The 12,728-nt window shown below is 58.0% G+C and carries 10 protein-coding genes; all 10 read left to right on the top strand.

Annotated elements, in window-relative coordinates:
• Nucleotides 1-667: 667 nt before the first annotated feature.
• The 10 genes from flhA (at nucleotide 668) to motD (ending at nucleotide 12,686) form a co-directional block, all read left to right on the top strand.
• On the top strand, nucleotides 668-2,797 hold the full coding sequence (gene flhA / locus CKW31_RS21490) for a flagellar biosynthesis protein FlhA (RefSeq protein ID WP_095099756.1): 2,130 nt from the start codon (nucleotides 668-670) through the stop codon (nucleotides 2,795-2,797).
• Between the two features lie 11 nt (nucleotides 2,798-2,808).
• Nucleotides 2,809-4,137 (top strand): flagellar biosynthesis protein FlhF, encoded by a 1,329-nt coding sequence (gene flhF / locus CKW31_RS21485; RefSeq protein ID WP_095099753.1) that lies wholly within the window; start codon nucleotides 2,809-2,811, stop codon nucleotides 4,135-4,137.
• A 115-nt stretch (nucleotides 4,138-4,252) separates the two neighbouring features.
• Entirely contained in the window at nucleotides 4,253-5,086 is an 834-nt protein-coding gene (gene fleN / locus CKW31_RS21480) for a flagellar synthesis regulator FleN (protein ID WP_095099750.1), read from the top strand.
• Nucleotides 5,083-5,823, top strand: a complete 741-nt coding sequence (fliA, locus tag CKW31_RS21475; protein ID WP_095099748.1) for an RNA polymerase sigma factor FliA — start codon at nucleotides 5,083-5,085, stop codon at nucleotides 5,821-5,823. Before fleN ends, fliA begins: the two co-directional genes overlap by 4 nt.
• A 289-nt stretch (nucleotides 5,824-6,112) precedes the next feature.
• Entirely contained in the window at nucleotides 6,113-6,487 is a 375-nt protein-coding gene (locus tag CKW31_RS21470; protein WP_176469940.1) for a chemotaxis response regulator CheY, read from the top strand.
• A gap of 19 nt (nucleotides 6,488-6,506) precedes the next feature.
• Nucleotides 6,507-7,295 (top strand): protein phosphatase CheZ, encoded by a 789-nt coding sequence (locus CKW31_RS21465; protein WP_095099745.1) that lies wholly within the window; start codon nucleotides 6,507-6,509, stop codon nucleotides 7,293-7,295.
• 38 nt (nucleotides 7,296-7,333) lie between these two features.
• On the top strand, nucleotides 7,334-9,613 hold the full coding sequence (locus CKW31_RS21460) for a chemotaxis protein CheA (protein ID WP_095099742.1): 2,280 nt from the start codon (nucleotides 7,334-7,336) through the stop codon (nucleotides 9,611-9,613).
• Between the two features lie 239 nt (nucleotides 9,614-9,852).
• On the top strand, nucleotides 9,853-11,052 hold the full coding sequence (locus CKW31_RS21455; protein WP_095099740.1) for a chemotaxis response regulator protein-glutamate methylesterase: 1,200 nt from the start codon (nucleotides 9,853-9,855) through the stop codon (nucleotides 11,050-11,052).
• The gene (locus tag CKW31_RS21450; RefSeq protein WP_095099737.1) at nucleotides 11,052-11,792 is read left to right on the top strand and encodes a flagellar motor protein; all 741 of its coding nucleotides are present in this window, start codon (nucleotides 11,052-11,054) and stop codon (nucleotides 11,790-11,792) included. Before CKW31_RS21455 ends, CKW31_RS21450 begins: the two co-directional genes overlap by 1 nt.
• Before the next feature lie 6 nt (nucleotides 11,793-11,798).
• Entirely contained in the window at nucleotides 11,799-12,686 is an 888-nt protein-coding gene (gene motD, locus CKW31_RS21445; RefSeq protein WP_095099734.1) for a flagellar motor protein MotD, read from the top strand.
• Nucleotides 12,687-12,728 lie beyond the last annotated feature (42 nt).

Genomic DNA, 12,728 nt, shown 5'->3' with positions numbered 1-12,728 from the left:
GAGACCTTGCTACAGAACGATCGGCTAAATCGAGGAGCGAGCGATCGTCCACGTCGACTCTCGGCACCTAATCTGACAGATTGCTAACAGATAAGGAGCTGCCGAAGGCTGCGATGCGGTGTGTCAGGCGAAGAATGGGTTGGCTGTCGGGACGTCTCGCGAACAAGTTCGCTCCTACCGGTCCGAGGCGATACCACCGTTCTCGCTCTGCTTTTGATCTGTTCTGCTTTTGATTTTGATTTTGATCTTAAGCGCCCCGTTAAACCACGCCGGCCGAAATCCGACCTTGCTGCGTGGGGCAAACCGGCAGGGATGCCGGTTTAGCCGCCTCAGGCCATGGATGGCCGGTGGCGGCGGCCCCACGCAGCAAGGTCGGATTACGGGCATGCCGAGCCTAGGCGAGGCACCAAGTGGTGGGGCATGAGCGCTTTGGTTACTTTCGCGCTTTTCGAAAGTGACCCGCCGTAAGGGCGGAACCATAAAGCCGCCGTTACCCAGTAACGGATATGTACACAAATCACTAAATGACCCCCCCCATCTCACACTTTCTTACAGACCCCGCCCGCTATTTCATCACCGATTCCACAGTTGGAAAGCTTCTTGCAATAGGTCATATCAGGTCGCCATCGGCGTCAAAGTTTTGATTTAGCGCGCAGGTAAATAATCGGTGGAACGCTCTCAGTTAATCAGTAGCGCACGCAGCAATCTGGCAGGCCTCGGCCGCGGCCAGCTGGGCGTTCCGTTGCTGCTGTTGGTCATGATGGCAATGATGATGTTGCCCATCCCGCCGTTCCTGCTGGACGTGTTCTTCACGTTCAACATCGCACTGTCCATCGTGGTTCTGCTGGTCTGCGTCTACGCACTGCGTCCACTCGACTTCTCGGTATTCCCGACCATCCTGCTGGTCGCCACCTTATTGAGGCTGGCGCTCAACGTGGCTTCGACCCGCGTGGTCATGCTTCACGGTCAGGACGGTCACGCCGCTGCCGGTAAAGTGATTCAAGCGTTTGGTGAAGTGGTCATCGGCGGTAACTACGTTGTGGGTATCGTGGTGTTCGCCATCCTGATGATCATCAACTTCGTGGTAATCACCAAAGGTGCCGGACGGATCTCCGAGGTGAGCGCGCGTTTCACCCTGGACGCCATGCCCGGTAAGCAAATGGCAATCGACGCCGACCTGAACGCCGGTCTGATCGACCAGCCTGAAGCCAAGCGTCGCCGTCTTGAAGTCGCTCAGGAAGCCGAGTTCTACGGTTCCATGGACGGTGCCAGCAAGTTCGTGCGTGGTGACGCCATTGCCGGCTTGTTGATTCTCTTCATCAACCTTATTGGTGGCATGCTCGTTGGCATGCTGCAGCACAACATGACCTTCTCCGAAGCCGGCAAGATATACACCTTGCTGACCATCGGTGACGGTTTGGTGGCGCAATTGCCATCACTGCTTTTGTCCACCGCCGCAGCGATCATGGTGACCCGTGCTTCCGGTTCGGAAGAAATGGGCAAGATGATCAACCGTCAGATGTTTACTTCCTGGAAAGCGCTGGGTGTGTCCGGCGCGATCATGATCGTGATGGGCCTCGTGCCTGGCATGCCACACTTCTCCTTCATCAGTCTGGGCCTCGTCGCTTGCGGCATCGGCTACCTGCTGTGGAAGAAAGAGAATCAGGTCAAGGTCGTCGCTTTGGAAGAGGTCAAGCGTCAGCAGGAAATGCTGCCTTCGCCGACGCGTATTCAGGATTCCAAAGAACTGGGCTGGGATGATGTGACTCCCATCGACATGATCGGCCTGGAAGTGGGCTATCGCCTCATTCCGCTGGTAGACCGTAATCAGGGTGGTCAACTGCTGGCGCGGATCAAGGGCGTGCGCAAGAAGCTCTCTCAAGAGCTGGGCTTCCTGATGCCGACCGTACACATTCGCGACAACCTGGATCTGGCGCCTAGCGCCTATCGTTTGACGCTTATGGGTGTGACGCTGGCAGAGGCGGAGATTTATCCGGACCGGGAGCTGGCAATCAACCCGGGTCAGGTGTTCGGTACGCTTAATGGTATTACCGCCAAGGACCCGGCGTTTGGTCTGGAAGCCGTCTGGATCGAAATCAGTCAGCGCAGTCAGGCTCAGTCGCTGGGTTATACCGTGGTGGACGCCAGTACGGTTGTCGCCACGCACCTTAACCAGATTCTCTACAAGCACTCCCATGAGCTGATAGGCCATGAGGAAGTGCAGCAATTGATGCAATTGCTGGCCAAAGGCTCGCCCAAGCTGGCTGAAGAGCTGGTTCCAGGCATTCTGTCGTTGTCTGCCTTGCTCAAGGTGTTGCAGGCATTGTTGTCCGAGCAGGTTCCTGTGCGGGACATCCGCACCATTGCCGAAGCCATCGCCAACAACGCTCAACGGAGTCAAGATACCGCCGCTCTGGTGGCTGCAGTCCGGGTCGGCTTGAGCCGCGCAATCGTCCAAAGCATTGTAGGCATTGAGCCGGAGCTACCAGTTATCACGCTGGAGCCAAGGTTGGAACAGATATTGCTCAATAGTCTGCAGAAGGCTGGTCAGGGTCAGGAAGAAGGCGTTCTCCTTGAACCAAGCATGGCGGAAAAACTTCAGCGTTCGCTGATCGACGCCGCCCAGCGTCAAGAGATGCAAGGCTTACCAGTGATTTTGCTGGTGGCAGGCCCGGTTCGGGCCATGCTGTCGCGGTTTGGACGGTTGGCTGTACCAAATATGCACGTGTTGGCGTATCAGGAAATTCCTGACAACAAGCAAGTAACCATCGTAGCGACTGTCGGGCCTAACGGCTGAGGTAGTGAGACATGCAAGTTAAGCGATTTTTCGCCGCCGATATGCGTCAAGCCATGAAACTGGTTCGTGATGAGCTGGGCGCTGAAGCGGCCATCATCGGTAACCGGCGCATTGCCGGTGGCGTCGAGCTGACTGCCGCTCTGGATTACAAATTGTCCGCGCTCGCTCCTCGTGTACCTAACATCGAGCTTGAGGACGAGTTGCGCAAAACCCAGTCGCGCATTGTCTCGGCCCAGGCTGAACTGAATAACCGTAGCGACAGCGATGGCGTGACCAATCGCCAGTTGTTTGCCGGTTTGCCATTGAGCGCTGCCGATACCCACATCGAGCCGACGCTGGAAGAGCCGCCGCGTCCCTCCGTACAGCCGCAGGCTGCTCCGGCTGCGCCAGCGGGTGGTCAGCGCGGTTACGACTCGATGCGTTTTGAATTGAATGGCCTGCGTGAGCTGCTGGAAGTCCAGCTCGGCTCCCTGGCGTGGAATCAGTTGCAGGGCAGTCGTCCGGCCCAGGCCAATCTTTGGCGTCGTCTGCAACGTGTCGGCTTGTCTGGCCCGTTGTCCCGCGACCTGCTGGAAATGATCCCTGATATCGACGAGCCACGTCAGGCCTGGCGCATGTTGCTGGCCCACCTGGCGCGGATGATCGAAGTGCCTGACGTCGAGCCGCTTGAAGAAGGCGGTGTGATTGCCATGGTCGGCCCGGCTGGCATGGGCAAGACCACCACGCTGGCCAAGCTGGCAGCGCGTTACGTACTCAAGTACGGCGCACAGAATATCGCCCTGGTCAGCATGGACAGTTTCCGTATCGGCGCTCAGGAGCAGCTCAAGACATTGGGCCGCATCCTCAACGTGCCGGTGACTCACGTCGATCCAGGCCAGTCACTGGCGCAAGCGCTGGACCCACTGCTGCGCAAGCGTGTTGTGCTGATTGATACCGCGGGCCTGCAAGCCAGTGATCCGGCTCTGCGTATGCAGCTGGAGAGTCTGGCGGGGCGCGGGATCAAATCACGTAATTATCTGGTACTGGCAACCACCAGCCAGAAACAAGTGCTGACGGCTGCGTATCACAGCTACAAACGCTGTGGTCTGGCCGGCTGCATCCTGACCAAGCTGGACGAAACTGCCAGCCTGGGGGAAGTGCTCAGCCTTGCCATCAGTCATGAGTTGCCTGTGGCCTATCTGACTGATGGGCCTAGAATTCCTGATGATCTCCACATTCCGCGCAGGCACCAATTGGTGACGCGCGCGGTCAATGTGCAGATGCAAGAAGAGCCAAGCGAAGAGGCCATGGCGGATATGTTCGCCGACCTTTACCACAACCCCAACAAACGGGTCGGTTAAGTGAAGCGAACTATTCAGAGTTACCTGCATCGGTGGTCTGCCTGGCATTGCTCTTCATTGAGCGTGTCGCCCGCAATCTGGCTTCGGTCTACGCAAGACAAGGTAAACAATTAACATGGGCAGCATGCATCCCGTACAGGTGATCGCGGTGACCGGCGGCAAGGGTGGCGTCGGTAAGACTAACGTGTCAGTGAACCTTTCGCTGGCCTTGGCCGAGCTCGGCCGGCGCGTCATGCTGCTGGACGCCGACCTTGGCCTGGCGAATGTCGACGTCCTTCTGGGGCTGACGCCAAAACGTACCCTCGCCGATGTGATCGAGGGTCGTTGTGAGCTTCGCGACGTGTTGTTGCAAGGCCCGGGCGGGATTCGAATCGTGCCTGCTGCCTCCGGCACCCAGAGCATGGTTCATCTGAGCCCGGCGCAGCACGCCGGTCTGATTCAGGCATTCAGCGACATTGGCGACAATCTCGACGTGCTGGTCATCGACACAGCCGCCGGTATTGGCGAGTCGGTGGTCAGCTTTGTCCGGGCCGCTCAGGAGGTCTTGCTGGTGGTGTGCGATGAGCCCACTTCCATCACGGACGCCTACGCTCTGATCAAGTTGCTCAATCGCGATTACGGCATGAACCGTTTCCGGGTCCTGGCCAATATGGCCCAGAGTCCTCAGGAAGGGCGCAACCTGTTCGCCAAGTTGACCAAGGTGACTGACCGCTTCCTGGACGTCGCTTTGCAGTATGTCGGCGCAGTGCCTTACGACGAATGTGTGCGTAAGGCCGTACAGAAACAACGTGCCGTATACGAAGCTTTCCCACGCTCTAAATGTTCGCTGGCGTTCAAGGCCATTGCGCAGAAGGTCGATACCTGGCCGCTGCCTGCCAACCCACGTGGACATCTTGAGTTCTTCGTTGAGCGACTGGTTTACCAGACAACTGCAGGGCCTGTTCAATGACCGCGAGCGGCTATCAGATGTACAGCAAAGCGTCCCGAAACTCGCAATATGATTTGATCGAGCGGTATGCTCCGCTGGTCAAGCGCATTGCCTACCATTTACTGGCGCGCTTGCCTGCCAGTGTTCAGGTCGAAGACTTGATTCAGGCGGGGATGATCGGCTTGCTGGAAGTTTCCACCAAGTACGATTGCACCAAGGGTGCCAGTTTCGAGACGTACGCCGGGATTCGTATCCGTGGTGCGATGCTCGATGAAGTGCGCAAGGGCGACTGGGCACCTCGCTCGGTTCACCGCAATACGCGCATGGTCAGTGACGCAATTCGCTCAATTGAAGCAAAAACAGGCCGTGACGCTAAAGATCACGAGGTTGCGGCCGAACTCCAATTGAGTCTCGATGATTACTACGGGATTTTGAACGATACCTTGGGCAGTCGCCTCTTCAGTTTCGACGACCTTTTGCAGGACGGCGAACATGAAGGACTGCATGAGGATGGCGCAAGCGGTTCGCTTGAGCCGTCGCGCGACCTGGAAGATGAACGCTTCCAGGCTGCGTTGGCAGATGCAATTGCCAACTTGCCGGAGCGTGAACGTCTGGTTTTGGCGCTGTACTATGACGAGGAGCTGAACCTCAAGGAAATCGGTGAGGTCCTGGGGGTCAGCGAATCTCGAGTCAGCCAGTTACACAGCCAGTGCGCAGCTCGTTTACGAGGGCGTTTGGGAGAGTGGCGAGCGCGTTGACAAGTGGTACGTAATCCTTGGTGATTACGTGTTGCGTGTGAGCAGGCTGTGCAAAGCGTTACGTGGGACAGTGGACAAGGCTGGGGCCATACAGGCATTCGTACCACGGACTGTTAAAAGCAATAGCTTTCATGCAGTCCGTGGATTTGCTGTGCGGTTTCCATAGTTGTTGATTTACCAAGCCCGTCGTTTTCGTGCAGCCGATGTGAGCTGTGCCGGTATTGATTGAACAGCGCGTTCAGGTGCTGAACGCGTCAAAGACTGCTTGGAGGTCGAATTGGACAAGAACATGAAAATCCTCATCGTTGATGACTTCTCAACGATGCGGCGGATCATTAAAAACCTGCTGCGTGATCTGGGCTTTACCAACACGTCCGAAGCCGATGACGGGCTTACCGCGTTGCCAATGCTGGAAAGCGGTTCCTTTGACTTTCTGGTAACGGACTGGAACATGCCTGGCATGACTGGTATCGACCTGCTGCGTAAAGTGCGTGCCGATGAGCGCCTCAAGCACCTCCCGGTGTTGATGGTGACCGCAGAAGCCAAGCGCGACCAAATCATTGAAGCGGCTCAGGCCGGCGTCAACGGTTATGTCGTCAAGCCATTCACGGCTCAGGCGCTGAAAGAAAAGATCGACAAGATCTTTGAGCGCGTCAATAGCTGATGTATGCCGCGAGGGCTTTATGGAGAACAACGAAACGTCAATGGGCGAGTTTGAATCGACCCTGAAAAAACACGCAACCGAGCTGGTGGCGAGCCTTGAAAAAGGCCGTTTCGGCGACGCCGTGCAACTTATCCATGAGCTTAACCAGGCTCGGGATCGTGGCCTGTATCAGGAAATCGGCAAGCTGACCCGCGAGTTGCACAGCGCGATCGTCAACTTCCAGATTGACCCGAACATGCCGCAAGCCGAAGAGGTGTCCCAGATCACGGACGCCACCGAACGCCTGTCGTATGTCGTCAGGCTCACGGAAAATGCGGCTAACCGCACCATGGACCTGGTCGAAGAAAGCACCCCGCTGATGCACAGTCTGAACGACGAGGCCAAGGCCTTGAGCGCGGACTGGGGGCGTTTCATGCGGCGTGAAGTCAGTGCTGAAGAGTTTCGTGAGCTGGCGCGACGTGTCGATGGTTTCTTGACGCGCACCGAAAAGGATACCCATGAGGTTTCCTCCCACCTCAACGACATTCTGCTGGCCCAGGACTTCCAGGACCTGACCGGTCAGGTGATCAAGCGCGTCACGCAATTGGTCACTGAAGTCGAGAGCAATCTGCTGAAATTGGTGCTCATGGCCAGTCATGTAGACCGCTTTGCGGGCATCGAACATGACGACGAATCCATCCGCGCAGAAAAAGATCCAGAAAAACATATCAAACAGGGTGAAGGTCCGCAGATTCATGCCGATAAACGGGAAGACGTTGTGTCCGGACAGGACGATGTAGACGATCTGCTATCGAGCCTGGGCTTCTAAGTCTGGTCTGTTGACGGTTAATTTTAGGGAGCACCCCAATGAGCTTCGGCGCCGATGAAGAGATCCTTCAGGATTTTCTGGTAGAGGCCGGCGAAATTCTCGAGCAGTTGTCTGAACAGTTGGTCGAGCTGGAAAGCCGACCGGATGACGCAGATCTGCTCAATGCAATTTTTCGCGGTTTTCACACTGTAAAAGGGGGCGCCGGCTTCCTCCAGCTCCATGAGCTGGTGGAGTGCTGCCACATCGCCGAGAACGTCTTCGACATCCTGCGCAAGGGTGAGCGTCGCGTAGATTCGGAACTGATGGACGTGGTCCTTGAAGCGCTGGATGCGGTCAATGCGATGTTCAGTCAAGTGCGTGAGCGCAGTGAAGTGACTCCGGCAACACCGGAATTGCTGGCTGCCCTGGCGCGCCTGGCGGAGCCGGCATCGGCTGACGAAGCGCCTGCTGCTGACGTCGTGGAGGAGGCACCTGTCGAAGCTGTCGCCGAAGCGCCTTCCGACGAGATCACCGATACCGAATTCGAAAACCTGCTTGATTCGCTCAATGCAGCCAAGGAGCAAGCACCGGTTGCTGCTGCACCGGCTGCAACGGGCGTAGCCGCAACTGACGAAATCACCGACTCGGAATTCGAATCGCTGCTCGACCAGTTGCATGGCAAAGGTCAGTTTGCTCCCGACGTGGCACCTGCTGCCGCTGCGGTAGCGCCTGCACCGGCTGGCAAGGCTGAAAGCGGTGATATCACCGACGATGAATTCGAAGCATTGCTCGATCAATTGCACGGCAAGGGTTCGTTCGATGCCACCGCGGTCGCTTCCACAGCGGCTCCTGCCGTTGCGCCAGCGCCTGCTGCTGCCGGGGCTGCATCGGCTGGCAAAGATAACGAAATCACCGATAACGAATTTGAAGCCTTGCTCGATGAGCTGCACGGCAAGGGCAAATTCGAGCCAGAAATAGCCGCAACAGCCGCCGCGGTTGCTGCGCCTGCGGCCGCCGTTGCTGCACCTGCCAAAGCAGCGGCGCCAGCAGCCAAGCCTGCTCCGGCGGCTGCAGCCAAACCGGCTGCCGCACCAGCGCCCGCCAAGGCTGCCGCGCCTGCGCCTGCCAAACCGGCTGCGCCACCTGCTGAAAAGCCGGTCGCTTCAGAAGCGGAAACCACCGTGCGGGTCGATACCGCGCGCCTGGACGAGATCATGAACATGGTCGGCGAACTGGTGCTGGTGCGTAACCGTCTGGTTCGCCTGGGTCTCAACAGCGGCGACGAAGCCATGTCCAAGGCGGTTTCCAACCTGGATGTGGTAACGGCCGACTTGCAGACCGCGGTGATGAAGACCCGGATGCAGCCGATCAAGAAAGTCTTCGGTCGTTTCCCGCGACTCGTACGTGACCTGGCTCGTCAGCTCAAGAAAGAGATCAACCTTGAACTGGTGGGCGAAGAGACCGACCTGGACAAGAACCTCGTCGAGGCGCTTGCCGATCCGCTGGTCCACTTGGTGCGTAACGCGGTTGACCACGGTGTCGAAACGCCGGAAGAGCGCGAGGCATCGGGCAAACCCCGTGGCGGTCGCGTCATTCTCTCTGCCGAGCAGGAAGGCGATCACATCCTGTTGTCGATTTCCGATGACGGCAAGGGCATGGACCCTAACGTTCTGCGCGCGATTGCGGTCAAGCGTGGCGTGATGGACAAGGATGCGGCTGATCGTCTGAGCGATACCGACTGCTACAACCTGATCTTCGCACCGGGTTTCTCGACCAAAACCGAGATCTCCGACGTATCGGGCCGTGGCGTGGGCATGGACGTGGTGAAAACCAAGATTGCCCAGCTCAACGGTACGATCAACATCTACTCGACCAAGGGCCAAGGCTCGAAGATCGTCATCAAGGTGCCGTTGACCCTGGCGATCATGCCAACCCTGATGGTCATGCTGGGCAACCAGGCCTTTGCCTTCCCGCTGGTCAACGTCAACGAGATCTTCCACCTGGACCTGTCGACGACCAATGTCGTCGATGGTCAGGAAGTCGTGATTGTGCGTGACAAGGCGCTGCCGCTGTTCTACCTCAAGCGTTGGCTGGTCAGTTCGGCCGTCCACGAAGAGCAGCACGAAGGGCATGTGGTGATTCTTTCGGTGGGCACTCAGCGGATCGGCTTCGTTGTCGATCAACTGGTGGGTCAGGAAGAAGTGGTCATCAAGCCACTGGGCAAAATGTTGCAGGGAACGCCTGGCATGTCGGGCGCCACCATCACTGGTGACGGTCGCATTGCCTTGATTCTCGATGTGCCGAGTATGCTCAAGCGGTACGCCGCACGGCGTATTTGATTCTGGTGCCGCTGGCAGGTAACTGCCTGTGGCGCCTGGTCAGGTTGTGTCGAAACGCTGCGAATGCATGCGAAGGCAATAATAACAACGTCGAGTCGCTTGCGTAGCTTGCAGTAGAGCGCATGCGTCTCGTGGCCCTTTGGGATATGTTCGGTCGATTAGCTGTCATCGTCCGGACCTCGCTTCAAAGGCATGTCGCACAGCGCAGTGGTTTCCGTGCAACCTGTAATGGAGTGTTTATGGTAGTCAAGGTATTGGTGGTAGATGACTCCGGTTTCTTCCGCCGCCGCGTCACGGAAATTCTTTCTTCAGATCCAAATATCAAGGTTGTCGGTACCGCGAGCAACGGCAAGGAAGCCATTGATCTGGTGCTGTCGCTCAAACCTGACGTGATTACCATGGACTACGAAATGCCCATGATGGATGGCATTACCGCCGTTCGCCAGATCATGCAGCGCAGTCCAACCCCGGTGCTGATGTTCTCCTCGCTGACCCACGAAGGTGCCCGCGTTACGCTGGATGCACTGGACGCCGGCGCGGTGGATTTCCTGCCCAAGAATTTCGAAGACATCTCGCGTAACCCGCAGAAGGTCAAGCAACTGCTGTGCGAAAAAGTCCACAGCATTTCGCGCAGTAATCGCCGCGGCCTGAGCGGCTCTGCTACGCCCGTATCCGCTCCGGTCTCATCCCCGACTCATGCGTCGACTCACAACCCGGTTCATGCCCCGACGGCGGCTCCGGCCACCAGCAGAACTGCCAGTCCGACGCCGGCTCCCGCGCGGCCAGTAACCCCGCGTGCGGCACCTGCGCCAGCACCAGCTCCAGCTTCGGCGGCAAGCAGCTCGCACCCGCCATTGTCAGGGACACCGAAACGCAAGAACTACAAGCTGGTCGCTATCGGCACCTCGACGGGTGGCCCGGTTGCCTTGCAGCGTGTGCTGACCCAATTGCCTGCCAGTTTTCCTGCGCCTATCGTGCTCATCCAGCACATGCCGGCGGCGTTCACCAAAGCCTTCGCAGAGCGTCTGGACAAACTGTGCAAGATCAGCGTCAAGGAAGCGGAGGATGGCGACATCCTGCGTCCAGGCCTCGCGCTATTGGCTCCAGGCGGCAAGCAAATGATGATCGATGGCCGTGGCGCGGTGAAAATCCTGCCGGGTGACGAGCGTCTGAATTACAAACCGTGCGTGGACATTACGTTCGGGTCGGCGGCCAAATCCTACGGTGACAAGGTCCTGGCGGTCGTGCTGACCGGCATGGGCGCCGACGGCCGAGAAGGTGCGCGTCTGCTCAAGCAGGGCGGTAGTCACGTCTGGGCTCAGGATGAAGCGAGCTGCGTGATCTACGGCATGCCCATGGCGATCGTCAAAGCTGATCTGGCCGACGCGATTTACAGTCTGGACGACATCGGTCGGCACCTCGTGGAGGCGTGCGTCTGATGGATGTTTTGAGTCTGATCGGTATCATCCTCGCGTTCGTTGCAATCGTCGGCGGTAACTATCTGGAAGGTGGGCATCTGTCCGCCTTGCTCAATGGTCCGGCGGCCTTGATCGTGATTGGCGGTACGCTGGCGGCGTCGATGCTGCAGGCGCCCATGAGCGCTTTCAAGCGTGCCATTCAGATTGGTGTCTGGATTCTGTTCCCGCCGCGCATCGACCTGGCCGGGGGGATTGACCGGGTTATCAACTGGAGCATGACTGCCCGCAAGGAAGGCTTGCTGGGTCTGGAATCGGTGGCCGATGCCGAACCTGACAGCTATGCCCGCAAAGGCTTGCAACTGTTGGTTGATGGCGCTGAACCACAAGCGATTCGCAGCATCCTGGAAGTGGATTTCATGACCCAGGAGCACCGCGATATTCAGGCTGCCAAAGTCTTTGAAAGCATGGGCGGCTATGCGCCCACCATCGGCATCATCGGCGCGGTGATGGGCCTGATTCACGTCATGGGCAATCTCGCTGATCCGAGTCAGTTGGGCAGCGGTATTGCCGTGGCGTTCGTGGCCACTATTTATGGTGTTGCCTCGGCCAACCTGATCCTGTTGCCGGTTGCCAACAAACTCAAGAGCATCGCCCTGCGTCAGTCGCGCTATCGCGAAATGCTTCTCGAAGGTCTGCTGTCCATTGCCGAGGGTGAAAACCCGCGCTCCATCGAACTCAAGCTGCAAGGCTTCATGGAGTAATACGCCATGGCTCGACGTCGTCGACCCGAAGAGCACGAAAATCACGAGCGCTGGCTGGTGTCCTATGCGGACTTCATCACGCTGCTGTTTGCCTTTTTCGTTGTGATGTACTCGATTTCTTCGGTCAACGAAGGCAAGTACAAAATCCTTTCCGAAGCGCTGGTGGGCGTGTTCAACGACTCCGAGCGCAGCATGAAGCCGATTCCCATCGGCGAGCAGCGCCCGTTGTCGATCAAGCCGGCCGAGCCGCTAGTCAAGGACAGCGAGCAAGTGGACGCGGGTATCGGCCAGAGCGAGACTGATCCTCTCAAAGAAATCGCCGATGACGTGCGCGCTGGTTTCGGCGACCTGATCAAATCCAATCAAATGACAGTGCGTGGCAACGAACTGTGGATCGAAATCGAGCTCAGTTCCGGCATGCTGTTTGGCAGCGGTGACGCCATTCCCAGTGACAAGGCGTTCACGATCATTGAAAAGGTCGCGAAGATCCTCAAGCCGTTCGACAACCCGATTCACGTCGAAGGCTTCACGGATGACCAGCCGATCAGCACCTCCCAGTTCCCGACCAACTGGGAGCTGTCTTCGGCGCGCTCGTCGAGCATCGTGCGCATGCTGGCCATGGAAGGGCTGAACCCCGCCCGTATGGCGTCTGTCGGGTACGGCGAGTTCCAGCCTGTGGCCACCAATGCTACAGCTGAAGGGCGTGGCCGCAATCGCCGGGTAGTGCTGGTGATCTCCCGTAATCTGGATGTGCGCCGTAGCCTGACCGCTTCCGGCTCGGCCAATGCGCAACCGGATGCTGCCTTGCGTCGTGCTGGCACACAAACTGCACCTGCGCCTGTCAACCCGGCGGTGCGCAGCAATACCGTCAATTCTTCGTCACCCGTACGATAGTCGTTTCTCGGTATGGCCACCGCCATGGCGGGAGGAAGAGCA

Source organism: Pseudomonas sp. Irchel 3A5, assembly GCF_900187575.1.
Classification (GTDB): Bacteria; Pseudomonadota; Gammaproteobacteria; order Pseudomonadales; family Pseudomonadaceae; genus Aquipseudomonas; species Aquipseudomonas folii.
This window is presented reverse-complemented; position numbering and strand designations above follow the sequence as displayed.